The organism is Paracandidimonas soli (assembly GCF_004342005.1).
Lineage (GTDB): Bacteria > Pseudomonadota > Gammaproteobacteria > Burkholderiales > Burkholderiaceae_B > Paracandidimonas > Paracandidimonas soli.
In genome coordinates this window covers 185998-209555 of the sequence record NZ_SMBX01000002.1, presented here as the reverse complement: position 1 = coordinate 209555, position 23558 = coordinate 185998, and the positions used below count along the sequence as shown (strand labels likewise).

General features: G+C 63.1%; 15 protein-coding genes. 5 read left to right on the top strand and 10 right to left on the bottom strand.

What is annotated here, in order from left to right; translation table 11 throughout:
- The 7 genes from EV686_RS04645 to parE all read right to left on the bottom strand — a co-directional run bounded on the left by EV686_RS04645 (position 1) and on the right by parE (position 10766).
- Positions 1-1581: a hypothetical protein gene (locus tag EV686_RS04645; RefSeq protein WP_132474025.1), complete on the bottom strand. Its 1581-nt coding sequence runs from the start codon at positions 1579-1581 to the stop codon at positions 1-3.
- Entirely contained in the window at positions 1578-2393 is an 816-nt protein-coding gene (locus EV686_RS04640) for a TrbG/VirB9 family P-type conjugative transfer protein (protein ID WP_132474023.1), read from the bottom strand. Before EV686_RS04640 ends, EV686_RS04645 begins: the two co-directional genes overlap by 4 nt.
- A 173-nt stretch (positions 2394-2566) precedes the next feature.
- Positions 2567-3889 carry an extracellular solute-binding protein gene (locus tag EV686_RS04635; protein WP_132474021.1) on the bottom strand — a complete coding sequence of 441 codons (1323 nt, stop codon included), beginning with the start codon at positions 3887-3889 and terminating at the stop codon, positions 2567-2569.
- Between the two features lie 13 nt (positions 3890-3902).
- Entirely contained in the window at positions 3903-5156 is a 1254-nt protein-coding gene (locus EV686_RS04630; RefSeq protein ID WP_132474019.1) for a D-amino acid dehydrogenase, read from the bottom strand.
- Between the two features lie 98 nt (positions 5157-5254).
- The gene (locus EV686_RS04625; RefSeq protein ID WP_132474017.1) at positions 5255-6289 is read right to left on the bottom strand and encodes a CDP-6-deoxy-delta-3,4-glucoseen reductase; all 1035 of its coding nucleotides are present in this window, start codon (positions 6287-6289) and stop codon (positions 5255-5257) included.
- A gap of 58 nt (positions 6290-6347) precedes the next feature.
- On the bottom strand, positions 6348-8675 hold the full coding sequence (parC, locus tag EV686_RS04620; protein WP_132474015.1) for a DNA topoisomerase IV subunit A: 2328 nt from the start codon (positions 8673-8675) through the stop codon (positions 6348-6350).
- A 129-nt stretch (positions 8676-8804) separates the two neighbouring features.
- On the bottom strand, positions 8805-10766 hold the full coding sequence (gene parE / locus EV686_RS04615; RefSeq protein ID WP_132474013.1) for a DNA topoisomerase IV subunit B: 1962 nt from the start codon (positions 10764-10766) through the stop codon (positions 8805-8807).
- Between the two features lie 288 nt (positions 10767-11054).
- Here parE and trxA point away from each other — a divergent pair, with 288 nt between their 5' ends.
- The 3 genes from trxA to gdhA all read left to right on the top strand — a co-directional run bounded on the left by trxA (position 11055) and on the right by gdhA (position 14215).
- On the top strand, positions 11055-11381 hold the full coding sequence (gene trxA, locus EV686_RS04610) for a thioredoxin TrxA (protein WP_132474011.1): 327 nt from the start codon (positions 11055-11057) through the stop codon (positions 11379-11381).
- A gap of 190 nt (positions 11382-11571) precedes the next feature.
- Positions 11572-12828 carry a transcription termination factor Rho gene (gene rho / locus EV686_RS04605; RefSeq protein WP_132474009.1) on the top strand — a complete coding sequence of 419 codons (1257 nt, stop codon included), beginning with the start codon at positions 11572-11574 and terminating at the stop codon, positions 12826-12828.
- A gap of 46 nt (positions 12829-12874) precedes the next feature.
- Positions 12875-14215, top strand: coding sequence for an NADP-specific glutamate dehydrogenase (gdhA, locus tag EV686_RS04600; protein WP_132474007.1), 1341 nt, complete (start codon positions 12875-12877; stop codon positions 14213-14215).
- A gap of 65 nt (positions 14216-14280) precedes the next feature.
- Here the strand turns inward: gdhA and EV686_RS04595 are convergent, their stop codons facing one another.
- Positions 14281-17892, bottom strand: a complete 3612-nt coding sequence (locus tag EV686_RS04595) for a YhdP family protein (protein WP_132474005.1) — start codon at positions 17890-17892, stop codon at positions 14281-14283.
- A 76-nt stretch (positions 17893-17968) separates the two neighbouring features.
- Between EV686_RS04595 and glnE the strand changes: the two genes are divergently transcribed.
- Both glnE and EV686_RS04585 read left to right on the top strand, forming a co-directional pair.
- Positions 17969-20731, top strand: a complete 2763-nt coding sequence (gene glnE / locus EV686_RS04590) for a bifunctional [glutamate--ammonia ligase]-adenylyl-L-tyrosine phosphorylase/[glutamate--ammonia-ligase] adenylyltransferase (RefSeq protein ID WP_132474003.1) — start codon at positions 17969-17971, stop codon at positions 20729-20731.
- Positions 20732-20820: 89 nt separating this feature from the next.
- Positions 20821-21513 (top strand): epoxyqueuosine reductase QueH, encoded by a 693-nt coding sequence (locus EV686_RS04585; RefSeq protein WP_132474001.1) that lies wholly within the window; start codon positions 20821-20823, stop codon positions 21511-21513.
- A gap of 157 nt (positions 21514-21670) precedes the next feature.
- Here EV686_RS04585 and EV686_RS19050 read toward each other — a convergent pair whose 3' ends face one another.
- Positions 21671-22576: an NAD(P)-dependent oxidoreductase gene (locus EV686_RS19050; protein ID WP_132473999.1), complete on the bottom strand. Its 906-nt coding sequence runs from the start codon at positions 22574-22576 to the stop codon at positions 21671-21673.
- A gap of 19 nt (positions 22577-22595) precedes the next feature.
- Positions 22596-23549, bottom strand: coding sequence for a tripartite tricarboxylate transporter substrate binding protein (locus EV686_RS04575; RefSeq protein WP_132473997.1), 954 nt, complete (start codon positions 23547-23549; stop codon positions 22596-22598).
- Between the last annotated feature and the right edge of the window lie 9 nt (positions 23550-23558).

Below are 23558 nucleotides of genomic sequence, written 5' to 3'. Positions count from 1 at the left end.
TCAGTAGCCCTCTTCCAGTTCCGCAGTCACCAGCATGACTGTCTTGAGGCGCTGCACCGACACGCGCTCCTGTCCGCCCAGCGCCAGGGGCAGGTCCGGCTGAAGCCGGCGCGAAGCATGCTCTTCCTGGCTGCGGTCGAATCCGGCGATCAGCAGCGGCTGGCCGGGACGCAACGCCACTTGCTGTACCGTGCCGTTGCCGTCGATTGTGATCTGCTGCAACTGCAGGGGATTCGACTGCGAGCCGAACGTCACGGAGCGCAAAGGCTGCGCCACGGTATTGTCATAGGCGATAGACAGCAGAATCTGGCCGTCGTCCTGCGCATCCGGCACCAGGGTGATCAAGGTGCCAACGGTTTCTTCGCGCTGGCTTACCGACACCGAGGGCAGCGCCATGCCGATCCCGTCGGACAAGGCCGTCGTTTCGACCCTGTCGATGTAGGAGAACGTGGTGCGCACGGCATGCGTGACAGGTCTGCGATTCAGGGTCAACAGGGGCACGCTGTTCCTGCGCACGACATGGCCAAGGCTGCTGAGCGCCCTGAGCACCGCTCCCGACCCGGAAAACGGCCCCTTGGCGGCATCCAGCGCCAGGCTGCCCGCCCCTATTGCGTCCGTACCCTGGTACAGCAGGCTGCCGGACAGCGCAGCACTGGAAAATACCACGCTCCAGTCTATGCCTGCCTCGGCATCGTCGTTCAGCGCCAGCGTCAGTTCCTCGAACACGATGCGCACCCGGCGCAGCATGCGCCTGTTTTCCCTGGCCAGATAATCTGCCACGGCCCGCAGAACCGCCGGCGTATCGCTCACGACGGCGGACATGCCGGCTCCCGTATCCAGGACAACGGAGCCGGCGCGCGACAGGAACGGCTCGATGCGCGCTTTCAGCACGGCTGCCATATCGTGCTGCCCGGACGCCAGTTGCGTGCGCGAGTGGCTGGAAAAGCCCTCCTGGTTCTGCGTCGACCCCAGTCCCAGCGACGCCTCGGTGCTTGCCGCCAGCGTCAGCGCATGGAGATCGAACACCCTGGTCTCGGTCCGATAGAACAGGATCTGCTGGTCTTCGTACTTCCACCAGACGCCCAGCCTGGCGCAAATGCGGTCTAGGATGCGCGCCAGCGGAGCTGACTCCCCCGACAGCCATACCCTGTCCGCTTCTCCGGCGCCCGGCTGAAGGATATCGCCCTGCACCCTGCTCATGAAAGCGCCTGCCGGCAGCATGGCCTCCGGCCGCACCCGGACGGGAATGCCTGTTACCTCGGTCAGACGCTCGGCGATTTCATCCAGGCTGAGTTCGCCATCGGCGAACATCATCGTGGTCCGGACATTCGCGCGCAGCGCCAGCGGAAGCGTGACATCGCGCGACAGGGGCTGGGACGCCCCGGCCAGCCAGGGCCGGGCGATATGCCGTGCCTGCCGCCTGGCTGCGCTGTCCGGCGCCATCGGGCGGAAGGCTTCGTGCGCGGCATCCAGATGCGCCGAGGCGTCTTCCCGCGCCTGCGAAAGCGACTGGATGCGCTCCTGGAGCGCGCATCCGCCAAGGAACAGCAGCACAGGAAAAGCATGGGCGAAGCGCTTCATGGCGCAATGCCTCCTGCGACGCGATTGCATGGAGTCGCATGCCGCACCACGCGCAGCACCTTGTTGGAATAGAAGCACGGCTGCAACGGATAATCCCCGAGCTCCGTGCTTGCCACCAGCTCCAGCACAGCGCCTTCGAATGACTGCGGGAACGAAGCGCTCCCGGCCAGGGGAATATCGACGTCGACAGCCCAATGCTCCGGCAGGAATGTCCATCCTGCGCTGTCCGCCCAGCGCTGCAGGGCGGCGCGCAGCGTCAGGTCTCCAGGATTGACTTCGAACAAGGTCTGCGGAGAATCCCCTGCCCGGGGTTCCGGCGATTGCGGAAGCGGTATTGCCGCCCGGGCATCTCCTGCGGCACTACGTTCCGGCTCCACTTCGGTCGCAGCCTGGACAGCAGGCGCCGGATCATCGAGCACAACCGCGCGTACTTCTGCCTGCGGAGCAGCAGCCAGCGGATCCAGCCTGATCAGCAGGCTTTGCTGACGCCCTCCCCGTACTCGCAGGCGCGGCCATACGCCATCCAGCACCTGATAGTCGCCCTGCAGCCTGGGACGCAGCAGCCTGTCGCCCTCCGGAGCAATCGCAAAAATGGCGGGAACCGGCTGCCCGGGAGGAAACTGCAGCCACGTCTTGTTCCCATCGTCAAATACCTGCAGCGGCGCAACGGCGCGATGTCCGGAAAGCTGCCATTCGAAGTGGTAATGCGCCGGCATGTCCGCCGGCGCATGCCGTCCCCCTCCCGGATGATCCAGGCTCACGCATGCCGAAAGGCTGCCGGCAAGCAGGCTGGCGAAGATTGCTCTGACCATGATGTGCGCTGTTGGTGATTGTTCATTTCATCGACAGACGCATCTTGCCCGCAGCCTGAAAAATGCAACAGATCGGCTTGTACGCATGGAGGAAAACAGCATCCATGCCAACAGGAGGCTAAAAAAGCAAGGGCGGCCAAGGCCGCCCTTTCGCACCGATCAGTCTGCGCGCATCAGCGCTGCTGCATGAGCTTTCCGGCTTCGGTGGAAGCCGATTTCAGCATGACCGTGGCGGGTTCCTGCCCCTTCAGCGCATTGTTCAGGCGCTGATTGAACATGGCCTTGATCTTGTCGTAGTTGCGCACCCTGAAGCCGCGATTGAGCGCGCTGGGATCCTTGGAATAGACCGCCACCAGCGGCTGCCATTGCCCAAGGTGCTTGTAATAGTCGTCCAGCGTAAGGTTGTAGGCGTCTTTCGTCAGCGGCAGGAAGCCTGTTTCCTGATACCACTGCGCCGCGCGCTTGGGCTCCGCAAGCCAGCCCAGGAACGCCGCCGTGGCCTTGTCCTGCTCCGCCGCGCGGCCATGCACGGCCCAGAACGCGGATCCGCCGACGAAGGGGTTGCCCGGCGACTTCGTGACCTGGGGATAATACGGCAGGCCGGACACGCCGAAGTCCAGGGCCTTCACTTTCCTGAACCAGCCGAGATTTCCGGAACTGGAAATCAGCACGGCGCATTCGCGGTCGGCAAAGCGCTGCGCGGCCTGCACGCTGAGCTCGGGATGCACCATGATTTCGCTGCGCACCCAGCTGATCATCAGCGAAAGATGGCGTACGTAGGTGATATCGAACAGGAAGGCGGGGTTGGTCTTTTGACCGATGCCGTTATTGTTCGAGGTGTACAGCTGGTTGTTCACAGCGGCCAGGTTTTCCAGGTTCATCGACACTACCTGGTCCGTGACCAGAGGGCAATGACGCGACCCGTTGTTCGCCAGCGTGACCAGTTGCCCCTGCAGCCCCTCCCAGGAGCGCTCCGGCGTCGTCGGCGTCAGGCCCGCCGTCTTGAAGGCTTCGGTGTTATAGAACATGACGGGAATATCCGCCATATAGGGAAAAGCCAGCAGATTGCCCTTTTCATCCCTGGCGAATGAATTGGAGCGCGACAGATACCACTGTTGGTTCTTGATCGGGTACTTGGCCAGCAGCACATGCATGGGCGTGATGTAGGACCGGCTGGCGACGCCGTCCGGAGAACGGTGGTCGTCCAGTTGCACCAGGTTGGGCGCGTTCTTGCCCTTGGCCTCCTTGACCAGTTCTGCTTCCACGGCATCCAGGGAGTCGAAGGACTTCAGCGTGACCTTGACATCCTTCTGATCCTTGTTGAACTGCTTGACCAGATCCTCGAACACATCTTTGTTGTGCGAGTTGAGCGCGTGCCAGACTTCGATGCTGGTTGCCGCCAGCACTGCGGGTGCGGCCGCCATGCCCGCCACCGCCATTGCCGCCGCAAGCAGATTCCTGCCGGGCAGGCGTGTGATCAAACGATTGATCTTCATGAAGTGCTTCAACCTATGAAAGGAAAGGAAATTCCGGTTCGGGCGTTTTCCCCGAGATGATATCGGCAAGCGCACGCCCCGAGCCTGCGCCCATGGTCCATCCCAGCGTGCCGTGCCCCGTATTCAGGTAAAGATTGGAGATTTTCGTGCGCCCAATGAGAGGCACGTTGGATGGCGTCGACGGCCGCAGCCCGCTCCAGAACCGCACATCGTCGAAATCGAGCGCATCCGGGAACAGCCCCCGGGCCTGCGCCACCATGGATGCGCACCGCGCCGGATTCAGGCTGCGCGAATAGCCGGAGAGTTCCGCCGTGCCGGCCATGCGCAGGGTATCGCCAAGCCTGGAATACACCACCTTGTGCTCGCTGTCGGTCAGGCTGACGAACGGCCCCTGCGCTTCGTCCTTGATGCGGAACGTGGCCGAATAGCCTTTTGCGGGATACACCAGGCAGGAAACGCCGAGCGGACCGACATAACGCGGCGTATGCACGCCCATCGCAGCCACGTAGCAATCGGCCTTGATATGGCCGTAAAGGCCGTCCGGCTGAATAACCTCGACGGACTCGATGGCGCCCCCCGCGGCCGCAAACCGGCTGACCTGCGTGGAAAAGCGGAATTCGACGCCGGCTTTTTCGGCCAGGCCCGCCAGGGCCGTGGCAAAGGCGTGGCAATCGCCGCTTTCATCGTCGGCGGTATAGTCGCCGCCCACGATCTGCTTGGCGGCATGCGCCAGCGCCGGCTCGATGCGCACGACCTCATCCGCGGACACGATGCGCCGGTCCACGCCGAAATCGCGCATGACATCCGCCGCCTTCTGCGACGCCTCGAATTCGCGCTGGTCGCGGTAGAAATTCAGGATGCCGCGCTGCAGGCCGTTGTATTCGATGTCCAGGCCGGCGCGCATTTCCCGCAATGTGCCCCGGCTGTACTCGGCCATGCGCACCATGGCCCTGATATTGGGTTCCAGGCGCGACGGCAGGCACTCCCTGAGAAAGCTCAGGCCCCACAGCCATTGCCGTGGATCCATGCGCAGCCTGAACCTGAGCGGCGCATCGCTGCGCGACAGCCAGCGCAGCAATCTCATGGGAGCCTGGGGATTGGCCCAGGGCTCGGCGTACGACACCGATATCTGGCTGCCGTTGGCCCTGCTGGTATCCTGTGCGGGCCCGGGCTCGCGATCGATGACCACGACATCATGGCCAGCCTGTCGCAGCCACCATGCCGTGGAGATGCCGATAATACCGCTGCCCAATACGGCGACTTTCATTGCGCGGACCTCTATTGATTGGGAAAAACCTGTGCAAAATACGCCTGCCGATCGGGTGCGTCAAGCAGGTGCGCCAGCCGCATCATGATACGACAGAATCAGGCGGTATCCGCTTGCGAAGTGAAAGCATCTGCAAAGAAGAATTCATCGGGCAGACTGCACTGCCGGGCGAATTCCCGCCTTGCGCTTTCCACGACGATCGGCGCGCCGCAGGCATAGACCTGGTATCCCGACATGTCCGGAATATCCTGCATGACCGCTTGGTGCACGAACCCCGTACGCCCCGTCCAGCCGTCCTCGGGCAAGGCGTCGGAGACCACGGGAACGTAGCTGAAACCCGGCAGCGCCTGCTCCCATTGCTTCGCTTTTTCGTCCAGATACAGGTCTTGCGGCCTGCGCCCTCCCCAGTAGAGCACGCACGTCTGGGTGCTGCCGTTTTCCATCATCCGCTCGATGATGGCCTGGATCGGGGCGAAGCCCGTGCCGCTGGCCAGGAATATGATCGGCCTGTCGATATTGTCGCGCAGGAAGAACGACCCCAGCGGACCTTCGACCCTGAGGATTTCCCTGATCTTCATCTGCGTTGCGCCGGTGCCGAACACGTGATCGGTGAACACGCCGCCCGGCATGTGGCGGACATGCAGTTCGACCAGGTTGTTGTCCCTGGGCGGATTGGCCATGGAATAGCTGCGCCGGCTGCCGTCCTTGAGAATGAATTCGATGTACTGCCCCGCGTAGTAGCGAAACGGCTCGGACGGCGGCAGTTGCACCATGATCTGCATGACGTCGTCGGCCAGGCGGTTCAGTTCCATGACGCGCGCGGGCATCTTGCGCACCTGGATATCCGTCGCCAGCCGCACCTGGTGCGACTCGATCACCAGATCGGAACAGGGCCTGGCCTGGCAGAACAAGGTATAGCCTTCGGCAAGGTCCTCCTCGGACAGGATCTTCGCCGGCGCGGCGCCGGCCTCGACCTGCCCCGACACCACCTTGCCCTTGCAGGTGGAGCACGCGCCATCCCTGCAACTGTACGGCAGGATGATGTCGGCGGCGATGGCGCCGTCCAGTACCGTCTGCCCCGGCTCGACCGTGAATTCCAGCTGGCTGGGCTCTATCTTGACTTTGAAACTCATGACATTCTTTTCAAATAGGTAATGGTGACGGCCCGCCGCGGCAGGCCATGATCCCGCCTCAGGACTGTCCGGACTGGCGCACGGCGCCAAGCACGGGCTGCTTGATCTTCAGCGACAGCACTTTGCCCTTCCTGGCCCGCTTGCCGGTATATTCGGACAGATCCTCCAGCGCAAGCTCCTGGACGGTTTCCTTGTTGCGGTAGATACCTTCGGCTCGCAGGCCCTGCGCACCGATAGGTATCCATTGCGACAGCCGGTCGTCATCGTCCAGGCCCATGAGTATGGTTCCCTTGCCGCCGGAAGCCAGTTGCTTGACCTCGTCCATGCCGATGACGAGCATCTTGCCCTTTTTGCTCACCATGGCAAGATGCGTATCGTCCTCGCGGACCGCCGCCGGCTTGAGCAGCTTGTCGCCGTCAGACAGGTTGAAGAACTGCTTGCCCGCCTTCTGCCGCGTGCTCATGTCCTTCACCCTGGCGATGAAGCCGTAGCCCTGCTGCACGCCCAGCAGATAGCGCTGTTCCTGCAAGCCCGCCACCATGTGCACAACGCGCGCGCCCGGCTCCAGCTCGATCATCGACGTCACCGGCTGGCCGTCCCCCCTGGCCGAAGGCAGGTTCGCCACCGCCACGGTATGCACGCGGCCGTTGCTGGCAATGGCGATCAACTCGTCCGTGCTGCGGCACTCGATGGCATCATACAGCGAGTCCCCTGCCTTGAAGCTGAAGAGCGAAGCATCGTGGCCATGCCCCTGGCGAGACCTCAGCCAGCCCTTCTGGGAGATGATGACCGTGACCGGCTCGTCGACGACCTTCGTTTCCAGCACGGCGCGCTCGGCCGCCTCTATCAGGGTGCGGCGGTCGTCGCCGTACTGCTTGGCATCCGATTCGATCTCGCGGATCATCAGCCGGCGGAAAGCCTGCGGGTTGTCCAGCAGTTCCTGCAGCTCGGCCTGTTCCTTGCGCTGGTTCTCCAGTTCTTTCTCGATGCGGAAGCCTTCCAGCCGCGCCAGCTGGCGCAGGCGCATTTCCAGGATGTCCTCGGCCTGACGCTCCGACAGATCGAAGCGCTCCATCAGGGCGGGCCTGGGCTCGTCCGATTCGCGGATCGTCTGGATGACCTCGTCCACATTCAGGTAGACCACCATGCGGCCTTCCAGCACGTGGATGCGGTCCGTGACCTTGTCCAGGCGGAACTGCGTGCGCCGCGTCAGCGTACGCGCGCGGAACTCCAGCCATTCCGTCAGGACGTTGCGCAGCCCGCGCTGGCGCGGGCGCCCGTCCGTGCCGATGCAGACCAAGTTGACGGAGACATTGGTTTCCATGCTGGTCTGCGCCAGCAGCGTATTGACGAACTCGTCGCGGTTGATGCGGCTGCTCTTGGGCTCGAATACCAGGCGCACCGGAGCCTGCTTGCCGGATTCGTCGCGCACGGCGTCCAGCAGGCCCAGCAGCAGCGCGCGCGTCTGCGTCTGCTCGTTCGTCAGCGTCTTCTTGCCCTGCCGCGGCTTGGGGTTGGTGCGATCCTCGATTTCCTCCAGGATCTTCTGCGCGGACACGCCCGGCGGCAGTTCGTGGATGACCAGTTGCCACTGGCCGCGCGCCATTTCCTCGAACACCCAGCGCGCGCGCGCCTTGATGGAGCCCCTGCCGCTTTCGTAGATGGCGGCGATGTCGGCAGGCTGGGAAATGATCTGCCCGCCGCCGGCGAAATCCGGTCCGGGAATGATGTCGTGCAGCGCCGCATCATCCAGCTTGGGATTGCGGATCAGGGCCACGCAGGCGCTGGCCACCTCACGAAGGTTATGCGACGGGATCTCGGTCGCCATGCCCACCGCGATGCCGGAAGCGCCATTGAGCAGCATGACCGGCAGGCGCGCGGGCAGCAGCAATGGCTCCTTCTGGCTGCCGTCGTAATTCGGCGTGAAATCGACCGTGCCCTCGTCCAGTTCATCGAGCAGCAGGCGCGAGAACGGCGTCAGCCTGGCCTCGGTATAGCGCATGGCGGCGGCATTGTCGCCGTCGCGCGAGCCGAAGTTGCCGTGGCCGTCGATGAGGGGATAGCGCAGCGTGAAGTCCTGCGCCATGCGCACCATGGCGTCGTAGGCCGCCTGGTCGCCGTGCGGATGATACTTGCCCAGCACGTCGCCGACCACCCGCGCCGACTTGACCGGCTTGGCTCCCGGACCCAGGCCCATGGCCTGCATGGCATAGAGGATGCGACGCTGCACCGGCTTCTGCCCGTCGGTCACGTCGGGCAGCGCGCGCCCCTTGACCACGGACACGGCATAGTCCAGATAGGCCTGCTCTGCGTACAGCCCGAGTGTGATGTGTTCCTCGCCGTCGGAGGGCTGCTGATCGAAAAGTCCTGCTTGTGTAGTATCCATTGAAACCCGTGTCATTCGTTTCGTGCCTTCATGGCACTGGAGGGAAATGGCCTGCCCGCGCCTGCCCCGCGTCTCCCGTCGCTCATCCGGCCGTGGAGGCCGGCTGCGTACGGGGAGTATTTACGGAACTCAGACATCCAGCTCGGCAAGATCTCCCTTGTCTTCCAGCCACTGGCGGCGCTGCTGGGACTCGCCCTTGCCCATCAGCATATTGAACATGGTCTGCGTGGCCTCCGCCCCCAGGTCTCCGAAGCGCACGGGCAGCAGTCTGCGCGTGTCCGGATTCATGGTGGTGTCCCAGAGCTGCTCGGCGCTCATTTCCCCCAGACCCTTGAAGCGGCTGATGCTCCAGGCGGACTCCTTGACGCCTTCGTTGCGCAGCTTTTCCTGCGCGGCCTCCAGCTCGCCCTGGTCCAGGCAGTAGATCTTGCGCGCCGGACGTTTGCCCTGCGCAGGCACGTCCAGCCTGAACAATGGCGGCCTGGCGACATAGACGTGGCCCGCCTCGATCAGCGCCGGGAAATGCCGGAAAAACAGCGTCAACAGCAGTACCTGGATATGCGAACCGTCGACGTCCGCATCCGACAGGATGCAGATGCGCCCGTAGCGCAGGCCGGAAAGATCCGGCGTCTGGCCGGGCGCATGCGGATCCACGCCGATGGCGACAGCGATGTCGTGGATTTCATTGTTCGCGAACAGACGGTCGCGGTCGACTTCCCAGGAGTTCAGCACCTTGCCGCGCAGCGGAAGCACCGCCTGGAATTCCTTGTCCCGTCCCATCTTGGCCGAACCGCCGGCGGAATCCCCCTCGACCAGGAACACCTCGGTGCGTGAGACATCGCTGGACTCGCAGTCGGTCAGCTTGCCCGGCAGCACGGCGACGCCGGAACTCTTGCGCTTTTCGACCTTCTGCGCCGACTTGGCCCGGGCCTGAGCCTGCTTGATGGCGCTTTCCGCCAGCTTGCGGCCGTACTCGACATTGCCGTGCAACCACAGATCCAGCGCGTTCTTGACGAAACCGCCCACCAGGCGCACGGCGTCGCGGCTGTTCAGCTTTTCCTTGATCTGCCCCTGGAACTGCGGATCCAGCACCTTGGCCGACAGCACGAAACTGGCGCGCGCGAACACGTCTTCCGGCAACAGCTTGACCCCTTTGGGAATCAGGCTGTGCAGCTCGGCGAACGAGCGCACGGCATTGAACAGGCCGTCGCGCAGCCCCGCCTCGTGCGTGCCGCCGTTGCTGGTCGGAATCAGATTGACGTAGGACTCGCGCACCACCGCGCCTTCCTGCGTCCAGGCCACCACCCATTGGGCGCCTTCGCCCTGGGCGAAACTGTCGTCGTCGGCGCCCGCGAACTGCTGGCCTTCGAACAGGGGCACGATGGTCTCGGTTTCTCCCAGCGCCTCGGTCAGATAGCCGCGCAGACCGTCGTCATAGCGCCACTGGCGCACTTCGCCGGTCTTTTCGATGGTCAGCGACACCTGCACGCCGCTGAGCAGGACCGCCTTGCTGCGCAGGGAGTGGGCCAATTCCGCCACCGGCACCACGCCGCTGTCGAAGTATTTGGGATCCGGCCAAGCGCGCACGCGCGTTCCCGTCTTGCGCTTGCCCACGGGCTCGGCCACCGTCAGCGGCTGCGCCAGATTTCCGTTTTCGAACACGATGTCGTGCGCATGGCCGTCGCGCCAGACCCTGACCTCGAGCCGGGTCGACAGCGCATTGGTCACCGATACGCCCACCCCGTGCAGCCCGCCCGAAAAGGCATAGGCTCCCTGGGATTTCTTGTCGAACTTGCCGCCCGCGTGCAGTCGGGTGTACACCAGCTCGACCACGGGCACCTGCTCTTCGGGGTGCTTGCCCACCGGAATGCCGCGTCCGTCGTCTTCCACGCTGACGCTGCCGTCGGCATGCAGGGTAACGGCAATATTCTTGCTGGATCCCGCCAGCGCCTCGTCGGCGGCGTTGTCGATGACCTCCTGCACGATGTGCAGGGGGTTGTCCGTGCGTGTATACATGCCGGGGCGCTGGCGCACCGGCTCCAGTCCTTTGAGCACCTGGATGGATGCTTCGTCATACCGGGAACTAGTCAATTTTGCTCCACTGCCAATATTTCGGAAAACGCCTATTTTACGTAGTAAGGCAAGTCAGGGGAAAAACGCCCGGACAATCCTTGACACAATCGCCGTCCGATACCGGCGAAAACCGCAACGGGCATGGCCTGTGCTCCGGACGGACGCCGATGGGGCGCAGTTTGTGGGCTACGGGCAACAAGACGGCGGGCCATACGACCGCAGCTCGTTTTACGCGGGATGGAATTTCCCGTATAGTCCTTCTGATACAGTCTTTACGTCTACAGTCTTTTCTTTAGCGACAAAACCATGAGCGACCTCATCAAACACGTTACCGATACCAGTTTCGAAGCCGACGTACTCAAAGCCGAAGGCCCCGTGCTGGTCGACTACTGGGCAGCCTGGTGCGGCCCCTGCAAAATGATTGCCCCTCTTCTCGATGCAGCCGCCGCCGAACACCAGGGCCGTGTTACTATTGCGAAGCTGAATGTCGACGAAAACCCCGATACCGCAGCAAAATTCCAGGTTCGTGGCATCCCTACCCTGATGCTGTTCAAGAATGGTCAGGTTGCCGCCACCAAGGTCGGTGCGCTGTCCCGCGCCCAACTCAATGCTTTCCTGGAAGAATCGCTGTAATACCGGACATGCGGGCCGCCAACCGGCCTGCCTCCCCTGACCCGGGCAAATCACTCCTCTGCCCGGTATCGGCTTGATGCGTCGCCATCTGTCACGCTGAAGTTTCCCAAAATACCTATAAACCTTCGTTTGCAAGCGCGCGGATTCCCGTCCGGGACCGCCATTTTTATCCGATTCCTCTTTCTTTCTCATGCACCTTACAGAACTCAAAGCACTGCACGTTTCGCAACTGCTCGAAATGGCGGCGACCCTGGAAATCGACAATGCCAATCGCCTGCGCAAGCAGGAACTAATGTTCGCCATCATGAAGCGGCGGGCAAAGCAGGGAGAACAGATTTTCGGCGACGGGGTCCTCGAGGTGCTGCCCGACGGCTTCGGTTTCCTGCGCTCACCTGAAACATCCTACCTGGCCAGCACGGACGACATCTATATCTCGCCCTCGCAGATCCGGCGCTTCAACCTGCATACCGGCGACTCCATCGAAGGCGAGGTTCGCGTGCCCAAGGACGGAGAACGCTATTTCGCCCTGGTCAAGGTCGACAAGGTCAACGGCATGCAGCCCGAGGCCATCAAGCATCGCATGATGTTCGAGAACCTGACGCCGCTGCATCCAGATCGCCCGATGAAACTCGAGCGCGACATCAAGAGCGAGGAAAACTACACCGGCCGCATCCTAGACATCTTTGCCCCGCTGGGCAAAGGCCAGCGCGCCCTGATCGTAGCCAGTCCCAAGTCCGGCAAGACCGTGATGATGCAGCATATTGCACATGCCATCACCACCAACTATCCCGACGCCGTCATGATCGTCCTGCTGGTGGACGAGCGCCCCGAAGAAGTCACCGAAATGCAGCGCACGGTGCGCGGCGAAGTCGTGGCCTCCACCTTCGACGAACCCGCCACGCGCCACGTCCAGGTTGCCGAGATGGTCATCGAAAAGGCCAAGCGCCTGGTCGAGCTCAAGAAAGACGTCGTCATCCTGCTCGACTCCATCACCCGCCTGGCCCGCGCCTACAACACCGTCGTTCCCGCATCGGGCAAGGTGTTGACCGGCGGCGTCGACGCCAACGCTCTGCAGCGCCCCAAGCGCTTCTTCGGGGCCGCGCGCAACATCGAGGAAGGCGGTTCGCTGACCATTATCGGCACAGCCCTGATCGAAACTGGCAGCCGCATGGACGAGGTCATCTACGAAGAGTTCAAGGGTACGGGCAACTCCGAGGTCCACCTCGAACGCCGTCTGGCCGAAAAGCGCGTCTACCCTGCCATCAATCTGAACAAATCCGGCACACGCCGCGAAGAGTTGCTGATACAGCCAGACCTTCTACAAAAAGTCTGGGTGCTCCGCAAGTTCATACACGATATGGACGAAATCGAAGCCATGGAATTCATCCTGGACAAAATCCGGGCGACAAAAACCAATGCCGAGTTCTTCGACATGATGAAAAAATAATCTTTCAACGACACGCGTCTCTGTGCGCAATTTAGAGCACGATTTGATGACACTACCGACAATTGAGTATTTTCTAGAACAAGTCCGGCGCCGGGATCCGCATCAGCCCGAATTCATGCAAGCTGTGGAAGAAGTCATGCACAGCTTGTGGCCCTTCATAGAGCGCAACCCGAAATACGCGGAACAGGGATTGCTTCAACGCCTGGTGGAACCAGAGCGCGTCATCCAGTTCCGCATTTCCTGGATGGACGACAAGGGCCAGATACAGGTCAACCGCGGCTTCCGCATCCAGCAAAGCTCCGCCATCGGTCCCTACAAGGGCGGCATGCGCTTTCACCCCTCGGTGAATCTCTCCATCCTTAAGTTCCTCGCCTTCGAGCAGACTTTCAAGAACGCCCTCACCACGCTCCCCATGGGCGGCGCCAAAGGCGGCTCCGATTTCGACCCCAAAGGCAAGTCCGACGCGGAAGTCATGCGCTTCTGCCAGGCGCTCATCCTGGAACTCCATCGCCACCTTGGTCCCGACACCGACGTCCCAGCGGGCGATATCGGCGTGGGCGGGCGTGAAGTCGGCTTCATGGCCGGCATGATGAAGAAGCTGACCAATTCCACGGCCTGCACGTTCACCGGCAAGGGTCCCAGCTTCGGCGGCAGCCTGATCCGCCCGGAAGCCACAGGCTACGGTACTGTCTACTTCGCCGAAGAGATGCTCAAGCACGTTGGCCAGTCCATCGATGGCCTGACGGTCTCCATCTCGGGTTCCGGCAACGTTGCTCAATACGCCATCGAGAAGTGCCTGCACCTGGGCGCCAAAGTGGTCACGGTTTCCGACTCGCAAGGCTTCGTCTACGACAAAGCCGGCTTCACTCCGGAAAAACTGGCCGCGCTGCTGGAAATCCGCAATGTCCGTCGGGAGCGCATCGAAGTCTACGCCAAGGAATTCGGCCTGGAATACCACGTCGGCAAGCGTCCCTGGAATGTCCCGGTCGACGTCGCCCTGCCCTGCGCGACGCAGAACGAGCTGGAACTGGAAGATGCGAAAGCGCTGCTGGCCAATGGCGTGCGCTGCGTCGCCGAAGGCGCCAACATGCCTACGTCGCTGGACGCCGTCGACGCCTTCCACGAGGCCGGCATCCTGTATGCGCCGGGCAAAGCCAGCAATGCAGGCGGAGTCGCCGTTTCCGGACTGGAAATGTGCCAGAACTCGCAGCGCCTGGCCTGGACTTCGGAGCAGGTCGACAGCAAGCTTCATGCCATCATGCGCAGCATTCACCAGAATTGCGTGGACTATGGCACAGAAGGCGGCCACGTCAACTATGTCGCCGGCGCCAACATCGCCGCTTTCGTGAAGGTAGCCGACGCCATGCTGCAGCAAGGCGTGTACTGACACCGAAGCGGTCTTGCAATGGGCCGGCCCGGGCCGAAAGGCGGGCCGACCCATTGCGGTTTTTCTTACGGCATCTGCTCCGAATCCGCGGCCTTGCGCCTGTCGGCATTCACCTCTTCCACCGCCACATTGTCCCAATCGCCGCTGATACGGTACTCGACCGTCATCGCCCGCGACAATGGCGTCTGCAGCAGCCATTGCGCCAGGAAGGCTCCCACGCCCACGATGGGATTCACCGCAATGCCGGCTGCAATGGCCGCGCCGCTGACATCCAGGCTGGGCACGACCACCGCCTGCAGATCCAGCGTCTGGCGCAACAGATGCACATTGCCGCCGATCACGATGGTCCCGACCGGCCCCACGACGCGATAGTCCTGCGTGCGCAACTCCCCCTGGTCCAGATCGAGCTTTCCCCTGAGCGCATCGTAGGGAAAGCCATTCTTCAGCAATCCGCCAGGGTTGAAGTCCAGGCTGGCCAGCCGCTTGACCGACTGCAACGACAACAGCTCCAGCAACCTTGCCACGCGGGAGTTGACCTGGTTGAAACGCCCCTTGTCCAGCTCCAGTTCCAATGTTCCCTGGATGCCGGAAATCTCCGGCGACCAAGGCAGGTCGTGCCAGAACAGATCCGCGCGCACGCTCCCATGCCCGTCCTGCACTGCGCCGGGAAAACCGATCTGTTCCATGTAGCCGCCGAGATTGTGTACCGCGATGTCGGCCTGCAGCTGCAGGCCCCGGCGTTCGCCCGACAATTGCCAACTGCCTTTGCCCTGCAACGATGCCGTGGGGCTATCAATACTGAACTTGTCCAGACGCCATAGGCGTCCCCGTTCCTGGTTGACTCCCGTCACCGCAAGCTCGCCCAGCATCTTGCCATATAAGGTAAATCGGCCAACCGTCAGATCGATGGCGGGAATATCCAGTTCGTCCGGCAGCGCCGAGCCCTCCGACTCGGCGATATCCGCGCCTTCCTTGTCTCCCGCTTCGCCGATGGCGAGCCTGTCCAGCCTGGCCTGTATGCTGCCCTCGACCTTTCCGGCGGCTTCCTGCCAGAACAGCGTCCCCGCCGTTTCCGTCGAGCTGATGTCCATGCGCCAGCGCTGCGCGTCCGTTTTCCCGCCGGTCAGGGTCAGTTGCGTCGTCCCGAGGCCAAAGATGCTGCCCTTGTCCGCCTGCACGCGAAAGCGCCGGAGCTCAGGCAGCAACGGCCTGCGCGCCGACGACTCCTGCGTCTGATTCGCCCCTGCGGCGCGGGAGAAATCCTCCACCACGGCCTCCCAGGCTCTGGCATTGAAATCGTCCACCTGCACGTCGATTTCCGCCCCCGAAGCCGGCGCGGGAAGGACCTGATCGCGTCCCACGCCCAGCGCATAGAAATAAGGCCCTTCGTTCTCGAGGCTGCGCCGCAGCGCCCTGGCATGTATTCCGCTCCCAAGCCGGATATCCAGGGCCATGACGTTTCGTTCGTCCTTGTGGCCGGACCAGTCGACCTTCAAGGCCATGGGCTGCTTCGCCGATTTTCCCAAAGGAGCAGGAAAATCCAGGCGCATGCCTTCCAGGCTGGATTCGGCTTCCATGACGAATCTGCCGGCTTTGTCGAGGCCTAGCCGCGCCGTATAGGCGATGCTGCCCTCCAGGCGCTCCATGCCTTTCAGGTCTATATATTCTGCCAGCGCGGGCGCCGTCATGCGGCCGCGCAGTCTCAGCCCCGCCTGTCCGCCGCCGATACCGTCCGCGAAGTCCACCTTGCCGCCGAGAAAGCGGCCGCTCAAGCCCTTTGCGCTGACTGCGGTTTCGCTGAACTCCAGGGTGCCGGACAGGCGCTCGAGCAGCGGCATTTCCGGCATCAGCCGCAGCGCCGAGCCTTCGCCGGGCAAAACGCTGCCCTTGACCGTCGTATCGATGCTGTGCATCAAGGGGATGGAGAGCTCCAGCGGCACGGACCACTCGCCGCTGGCCGTGGCTTCATCGAGCACGCCCCCGATCAGCTCTCCAAGCGGGGAATGATGCGCCAACGCGATATAGCTGGAAGCCTTGCCCGATGTTTCTCCCTTGATGGACAGCGTGGCGTTGTGCTCGAGATCGGGAATCGATGCCTGCACGCCCCGCAGCTCCAGCGCGGGCTGCTGCGCCGAAGGCAGCATCCGCGCCGTATCGGCATGGATGCCGAGGCTCGCCCTGTCCATGCTCAGCCTGCCTTCGATGGCGTCCACGCTGGGCCAGCCCTTTGCGCCATTGTGCGCCGGCAGGTAATCGATCTGCGTGTCTTCCAGCCTGCCCTCCAGCCGGAACTCGCCTTTCTCCGGGTCGATGCCGAAGGGAAATGCGTCCAGCTCTCCCTTGAGCCGGAAGGCGGCATCGCGCACCCGTCCTTTGATCAGGCTTTCCTTCATCCATATCCGCGCATCCTCGCTGACGACCGCAGGCAAGTAGCGAACGATGGCGGGTACGCTGACGTGTGTTGCCTGTCCCTGGATATCCGCCTCGCCCGACCCGGAAGTCTCACTCGAGCGCCAATGTCCCGAAAAATGCAGGTCGAGATCCGCATTGCCGACATCGGCCGAAGCCAGCGAGACCGACAGCCCGCCATCCGCGGCTCGTTCCACTCTTCCCTGCAGCCTCGTCTCATCGAAGGACAGCGCCTGCTCATAAGCCTCGGCGACCGCAACGGAAACGCCGCGTCCCTGCCACTGGAACGACAGCGCCCGAGGCGCTTCGCTCCATTCGCGCCATTCGCCTTCCGCATGCAGACGAGCGGCTTCCACGCCGATATGATCCTTGCCATCCAGCCGCCAGCGCAACGCTTGCACGCTGGCGTCCAGGGCCATACCGTCCGGTTTTCCGGCTGCAAACGACAGCGAGGCCTGTGCGGAGCCCCTGCCCGATTCCAACTGCGCCGGCAGTTCGAGCCACGGGCGCCAGGCCTGCGATTGCCAGTCCCTGACATGGACATACAGACGCCCCGACACCTGGTCCAGGCGGTCCACCCGGCCTTTCTCATCGGAGCGCAGTTCTCCCCTGACATCAATCATGGAGGCCAGTTCTTGGGGCGCAGCGGCCTGCAAGGCGAAGCGCCGATCGCGGCCGTCATTGTCGATCTGCATCCTGACCCGATCCAGCACCAGTGCGCCGCCGGCGCTGGACGCATCGTCCCAGCGCAATGTCACGTCCGTGAACAGCACCCGGCGCTGCAGCGACAGCCAGCCCAGGACCGGAGGCAACTCTCCGGACCGGGCATCATCGGCGGACAGCGAGAAGGACTGGCCGACCAGGTGCAGTTGCCCCTGGATATCCCGCCGGATGGTCAGGTCCAGCCCGCTGGCCTCGATACTGTCGAACTGGATATGCCCCAGTATGCTGCGCCAGTCGAGCACGGCGCGCAGATAAGGCAGCCTGAGAAGCGCCTGGTCGTTCGCATCGCGCAGCACCACGTCGGACAGCGTCAGCCTGGGATTCGCTCCCAGCCACTGGGCCTTGACCTCTCCCAGGGAAACCTCGGTTCCCAGCGCATCCGTCAGTTGGCTTTCCAGAGCGCCGCGCCATTCGTCCGCATTGGGCAGCAGCCAGTAGCGGATTCCGAGCAGGCCGATGCCGGCGACGAAATACACGAGCAAGGCGAAACGTCCCAACAGCCGCAGGAACCCGAAAAACCGATACAGAAGAAAGTGATTAGCCAAATTGCGTGTTTTTGCAGTATCTTGCGGGTCTGCCCAGGGAAGTCAGGCAAGAACATAACGAATGTCATTATCACCCATGTCCGAACTGATTATAGTAGAGCCCGCCCTGCGCTGGTCCGGCGTGCTTCGCCGCAAACTGGATGCGAATCCGGCCTTCAGCCTGTGGCTGGAAAGCGCGGCGCAGCATCCTGTGACGCGCAAGACAATTCCTCTGTGGCTGGACGAACTGAAAGGCGCCGCAGCGGACAGCGAACCGCCGGCCACGATGATCCGCCGCGTCCTGCGCCAGTTGCGCGAACGCGTATTTTTCACCTTGATGGTCCGTGATATTGCCGGGCTGGCTCCCTTGCACGAAGTCGTCGCGGCCATGTCCGCGCTGGCCGACCTCGCCGTCTCCGAAGCCTACCAACTGACAGCTGCGGAGCTGGCCGCCACGCACGGCACTCCCCTGGATCCCGCCACGGGCAAGCCCCAGGAGCTGCTGCTGCTGGGCATGGGCAAGCTGGGCGGACGCGAGCTCAATGTCTCTTCCGATATCGACCTGATTGCCCTTTACGGCGAAGAAGGAGAAACGAACGGCAGGCGCAGCCTCAGCCACCACGAATTCTATGGCCGCGTCGTCCAGCGCATGATGCCGGTCCTGTCCGAAATCGATGCCTTCGGGCAAGTGTTCCGCACCGATCTGCGCTTGCGGCCCGACGGAGACTCCGGTCCGCTCGCCTGGAGCCTGGACGCTCTGGAAAACTACCTCGTCGCGCAAGGCCGCGAATGGGAGCGCTATGCCTGGCTGAAGGCCAGGCCCATCCTTTGCCGCGCCTTCGAAGGCAGTGACCCGTCGGCGCAATGGCACCAGCTGGAAGCCCTGCGCGTCCCATTCGTCTACCGCAAGTATTTCGACTTCGACGCCCTGGCCGCCCTGCGCAGCTTGCGCGAGCGCATCCGCCAGGACTGGCAGCGCCGCGCGCTGGCCCGCAATGGCATCGATGCCACGCACAACATCAAACTGGGCGAAGGCGGCATACGCGAGATCGAATTCGTCGTCCAGTTGAACCAGTTGATCCGGGGCGGGCGCAGACCTTCGCTGCAGCAGCGCTCGCTTCAGGCTGCCTTGTACAAGCAGCGCCGGGCCGGGGTCATGCCGCCTGAAGACGCGAACAGGCTGGAAGCCGCCTATGTCTTCCTGCGGCGCGTCGAGCACCGGCTGCAATATCGAGAGGACGAACAGACGCACTTGCTGCCCAGGGATGCCGGACTGCGGCAAGAGCTTGCCGCCAGCATGCAGATGTCTCCCGAAGCCTTCGAAGAGACGCTGCAGGCGCATCGCAGCTTCGTATCCCAGGCTTTCCGCAACGCCTTTCGCATCGCAGGCATGCAGGACCCTGAAACCGCATCGTCCGAGCCGGCGCCAGAGGCCGATCTGGAGACCAGGCTGCAGGATTGCCTGGGCCAGGACTGCGGCGTCATCGGACAGCGCATGCAGACGCTGCTGGAAAGTCCCAGGCTGCGCAGCCTGCAGCGCACCAGCCGGGACAGGGTCAAGGCCCTGATGCCGCGCCTGCTGGAAGCCTCCGCCTCGACTGCGCATCCCGTCCAGACCGCCACTCGCCTGCTGGACCTGGTGGAAGCGATTGCGCCGCGCAGTGCCTATCTCGCCCTGCTGGCCGAATATCCCGACACGCTGGCTCGTGTCGCCCGCATTGTCAGCGCCAGCCCTTGGGCCTCCCAGTACCTGGAGCGTTATCCGCTGCTGCTTGACGGCCTGATCGAATGGCGCTCGCTCATGCTGCCGCTTGATCTCGCACAGGTCGCTCAACAGCTCAAGAGCGACCTGGACGCCTGCCTGCTGCCCGACGGCCGGCCCGATGTCGAGCAACAGATGAATCTCATGCGCGACTGCCAGCGGCAAACCACCTTCCAGTTGCTGGCCCAGGACCTGGAGGGCATCCTCAGCATCGAAGCCCTGGCCGACCAGCTCTCCGCCCTGGCCGATCTGCTGCTGCGGGAAACCATCCAGCGCGTCTGGCCACTGGTGCAGCCCAAGGGAACCGATCTGGCACAGCTGGAACCGCCCCATTTCGCCATCCTGGCCTACGGCCGCCTCGGCGGCAAGGAGCTGGGCTACGCCTCGGACCTCGATCTCGTCTTCCTGTACCAGGATACGCGCGAAGACGCCACGGAACTCTATACCCGCCTGGGTCGCAGGATCGTTTCCTGGCTTTCCACACTGACCTCGTCGGGCCGCCTCTACGACATCGACCTGCGGCTGCGGCCCGACGGGGACGCGGGGCTGCTGGCGGTTTCCGTGGACGCTTTCGAGCGCTACCAGAAGGAAAGCGCCTGGGCCTGGGAACACCAGGCCCTCACGCGCGCGCGCTACGCCGCGGGAGACCCGGCCATCGGCGCCAAACTGGAGGCATTGCGCAGGGAGATCCTGCTGCGCCCACGCGAGGCGGAAGCCCTGAAGAACGAAATCCGCAGCATGCGCGAGCGTATCAGCGCCGGCCATCCCAACCCGACAGCGGATTTCGATCTGAAGCACGACCGCGGCGGCATGGTGGACATCGAATTCATTACCCAATACTTGGTGCTGATGTGTTCCAACCAGCATCCCATCCTGCTGGAAAACCTGGGGAATATCGCGCTGCTCGGCATCGCCGGCCAGGCCGGACTGATCCCTGCTGACCTCGCCATCCCGGTCGCCGACGCCTACCGCACCTTCCGCCGCATGCAGCACGCCCTGCGCCTGCAGGGCGCCGAGAAGGTCAGGATCGGCCAGGACCAGTTGCTGGCGGAACGCAATGCCGTCATCAAGCTTTGGAACCACGTCATCGGTGCATAGGGAACAACGGAAGCCTCTTTGGGGACGGCCTGTCTCGCCTGAAAAGAGGCGCTTTTGCCTTGGAGCAACCCGGCGGTAAAATACTGCTCATGAACACGACCACTACCCGTCCGCTGCTCTCCTTGCCCGAAGGACGCCGCAAGGTGCTCATGCACTCGTGCTGCGCGCCCTGCTCAGGCGAAGTCATGGAAGCCATGACGCTCTCCGGCATCGAGTACGCCATTTATTTCTACAATCCCAACATCCATCCCGACCGCGAATACGAAATCCGCAAGAACGAAAACATCCGTTTCGCGGAAAAGCACAATATTCCATTCATCGACGCCGACTACGACCGCGACAACTGGTTCGAGCGCGTCAAGGGCCTGGAAGACGAGCCCGAACGCGGCGAACGCTGCACGGTCTGTTTCGACATGCGCTTCGAGCGCACCGCCCTTTATGCCCACGAGCACGGCTTCGACACCATCACCAGCTCGCTGGGCATCTCGCGCTGGAAAGACATGAACCAGATCAACGGCTGCGGCGAACGCGCGGCCGCGCGCTACCCCGACATGCTCTACTGGACCTACAACTGGCGCAAGGGCGGCGGCGCGCAGCGCATGCTGGAAATCAGCAAGCGCGAGCAGTTCTACCAGCAGGAATACTGCGGCTGTGTCTATTCGCTGCGCGACACCAACCGCTGGCGCCGCAGCCAAGGCCGCGAGCGCATCCAGATCGGCGTCAAGTTCTACGGCAAGGACGAGCTCGAGGCGATGCCCGCACCGCCCGCAAGCGGAAAGTGATGCTTCCGGTGGCAAGCCATTGGCGGATATGCGTCGCCAACGCCACTAGGCCCGAATAGCGCAAGAGTTCTCCCCGGCACCGTGGCGCTCCAGCAAAAATCCCCGCAGATGCAAATGCATCCACGGGGATCGCATGCTCCGGGAACCGCCAGGCGGCTTATGCCCGGCCAGCCGCCTTCGCCGGCACTGCGGGGCAACCCCAGTCATTCCATATCTTGGCGACGGCCGCATAATCGTCCCGGCCATAACCGGCAGCCAGCGCCATTTCATAGACGCTGTGCGCGCCCTGGATGGCGAACAGAGGCACCTTCAGCGACTGCGCAAGCTCCAGCGCCAGAACGGAATCCTTGCGCGCGGCCTCCAGTGGCATGCCGCCTTCATAATTGCCTTGCATGATGCGCTCGGCGTACCGATGCGTCAGCGGGCGGTGCAGCCCCATCTGCTTGTCGGCCAGCAGGCCCACAAGCTTTTCGCAATCCACCCCCGCCGCTGTGGCCATGGAGCCCGCTTCCGCGACGACAACCATCACTGCGTGCGCCACGGCATTGTTGATCACTTTTGCGGCGGCCCCCGAGCCTGCGGGGCCGAAGTGAATGCGCTTGTCGGAGATGGCGGCGAGCACGTCATCGCATGCGTCCAGGGCACCCTTGTCGCCGCCGACCAGCAGCATCGCAGTTCCGGCGGCCATCTGGCTGACTCCGGCCATGATCGATGCATCGATCAACGGAATGCCGAACTTGTCGAGAATGCGCGCGCTGGCATGGATATCGGACGGGTTGACCGTGCTGGTCTCGACCACCACGGCATTCCTGGGCAAATGCGGGGCAATCTGCGTCAGCACCGCCTGCGATGCTGCCGGGCTGGGCAGGCACAGTACGACCACGCTGGTCTGCTCCAGATCTTCAGGCGTCGAGACAGGACGCGCATCGAACTCTTTCCGAGCTCTTTCGACCGCCTGCTTGTTCAAATCCGCAACTTGAACAGGAAACTTCCTGGCGATCCGCTCGGCCACCAGATAACCCATATTGCCCAGCCCATAAAGGGCGACTTGCTTTGCACTCATAGGATTCCTGCTCTTGCTCTTATTCCGTCCAGGGGGTTTCCAGCCACAGCTTGCGGAAACGTTCGTCCGCCGCCTTCAGGCGGGCCAGCCATTCGTCGCCGTCCAAGTAGTCCATTTCAGTGAACTGCTGCTGCATGTGTTTCTGGAACTCGGGGGTGGCGGCGATCTTCTTCAGTGCGCCGCGCAGGCTCGCGGTCACGTCCTCGGGTATGCCTTTCGGGCCGACGATACCGCGCTCGGAGGCAAACACCAGATCGACGCCCTGCTCCTTGAACGTGGGAACGTCGGGAGCGAGCGGCGAGCGCTCTTCGCTTGCCTGCGCCAGGATACGCAGGTTCTTGCCATGGTAAGGCATGGCCTCGCCCAGGTTCATGCCGCCGACGGCGGTATGGCCGCCCAGCACGGCGTTGCGCAGCGGGCCGGCGCCGTTGTAGGGAACGTGGTTCAGGTCGGCCGAGGTTTCGTCCTCGAACAGGACCAGCGCCAGGTGATCGTCGGTGCCCACGCCAGTCGAGCCATAGCTGATCTCTTCAGGGCTCGCCTTCGCCTTTTCGATGATGTCCTTCACGGACTTGTACGGCGAGTCCATGGTGACGCTGAACGCGCTGGGATCGCGAACCAGGTTGCCCAGATAGGTAAAGCTGTCCAGAGTGAATCCGGCATCGCGCTCGATAGGCAGGCTGACCAGGCCGGGCATATTGGTCATCCCGATGGTGTAGCCATCGGGCTTGGAGCGGCCGACGTAAGCCAGGCCGATGGCGCCCGATGCGCCCGGCTTGTTGATCACGGTAACCGGCTTGCCCAGTTCGTCTTCCAAGAACTTGGCCAGCGTGCGGGCGGTGATGTCTGTGCCGCCGCCCGGCGCAAAGCCCACCACCAGTTCGATCGGACGATCCGGCCACGCCTGGGCAGCGCCCGAAACGGCCAGGGCCGCGCCTGTCAGTACCAGGGAAAAATATGTCTTGAGTTTCATTTGCCTCTC

Bases quoted from the DNA above. Each gene is read 5' to 3' on its own strand.
- EV686_RS04625 (WP_132474017.1), bottom strand. From the start codon at position 6,289: ATGAGTTTCAAAGTCAAGATAGAGCCCAGCCAGCTGGAATTCACGGTC.
- EV686_RS04585 (WP_132474001.1), top strand. From the start codon at position 20,821: ATGAACACGACCACTACCCGTCCGCTGCTCTCCTTGCCCGAAGGACGC.
- rho (WP_132474009.1), top strand. From the start codon at position 11,572: ATGCACCTTACAGAACTCAAAGCACTGCACGTTTCGCAACTGCTCGAA.
- EV686_RS19050 (WP_132473999.1), bottom strand. From the start codon at position 22,576: ATGAGTGCAAAGCAAGTCGCCCTTTATGGGCTGGGCAATATGGGTTAT.
- trxA (WP_132474011.1), top strand. From the start codon at position 11,055: ATGAGCGACCTCATCAAACACGTTACCGATACCAGTTTCGAAGCCGAC.
- parC (WP_132474015.1), bottom strand. From the start codon at position 8,675: ATGGATACTACACAAGCAGGACTTTTCGATCAGCAGCCCTCCGACGGC.
- glnE (WP_132474003.1), top strand. From the start codon at position 17,969: ATGTCCGAACTGATTATAGTAGAGCCCGCCCTGCGCTGGTCCGGCGTG.
- EV686_RS04640 (WP_132474023.1), bottom strand. From the start codon at position 2,393: ATGGTCAGAGCAATCTTCGCCAGCCTGCTTGCCGGCAGCCTTTCGGCA.
- EV686_RS04575 (WP_132473997.1), bottom strand. From the start codon at position 23,549: ATGAAACTCAAGACATATTTTTCCCTGGTACTGACAGGCGCGGCCCTG.
- EV686_RS04645 (WP_132474025.1), bottom strand. From the start codon at position 1,581: ATGAAGCGCTTCGCCCATGCTTTTCCTGTGCTGCTGTTCCTTGGCGGA.
- EV686_RS04630 (WP_132474019.1), bottom strand. From the start codon at position 5,156: ATGAAAGTCGCCGTATTGGGCAGCGGTATTATCGGCATCTCCACGGCA.
- EV686_RS04635 (WP_132474021.1), bottom strand. From the start codon at position 3,889: ATGAAGATCAATCGTTTGATCACACGCCTGCCCGGCAGGAATCTGCTT.
- gdhA (WP_132474007.1), top strand. From the start codon at position 12,875: ATGACACTACCGACAATTGAGTATTTTCTAGAACAAGTCCGGCGCCGG.